This window comes from Myxococcus xanthus (genome assembly GCF_013116825.1).
In the GTDB taxonomy this organism is placed as follows: Bacteria; Myxococcota; Myxococcia; order Myxococcales; family Myxococcaceae; genus Myxococcus; species Myxococcus xanthus_B.
In genome coordinates this window covers 1-393 of the sequence record NZ_JABFNS010000359.1, presented here as the reverse complement: position 1 = coordinate 393, position 393 = coordinate 1, and the positions used below count along the sequence as shown (strand labels likewise).

The 393-nt window shown below is 58.3% G+C and carries 1 tRNA gene; it reads right to left on the bottom strand.

Annotated elements, in window-relative coordinates:
• Positions 1-155 precede the first annotated feature (155 nt).
• Positions 156-231: transfer RNA gene (locus HNV26_RS37720), tRNA-Phe, on the bottom strand.
• Between the last annotated feature and the right edge of the window lie 162 nt (positions 232-393).

Genomic DNA, 393 nt, shown 5'->3' with positions numbered 1-393 from the left:
CTCTAATTGCCTGGGGCTCCCCCGCGTGCGCGGGGAATATCGTAGTAGCCACAGCGATGAAGCACGCATGGTCCAGCAAGTTGAGACTTGCCAAAGAAACCCTCGCCAAATGCAAAAAGCCCCTGACCTCGTAAAAGATCAGGGGCTTTGCGTTCTGGTGGCCTGGGACGGAATCGAACCATCGACACGCGGATTTTCAATCCGCTGCTCTACCAACTGAGCTACCGGGCCTGAGCCTTGAATTATAGCCAGAAAAAACGTCCTGCACGCAAGGATCGCAAAATTTCTGAAAAAACGTCCGCCGCTCCCTCATCGCCGCGGCCACCGCCCCCCTCACTGGTTGCGCTTGGCTCGCCCCAGGTCCACGCCCAGCTGGCGCAGCTTGCGGTACAG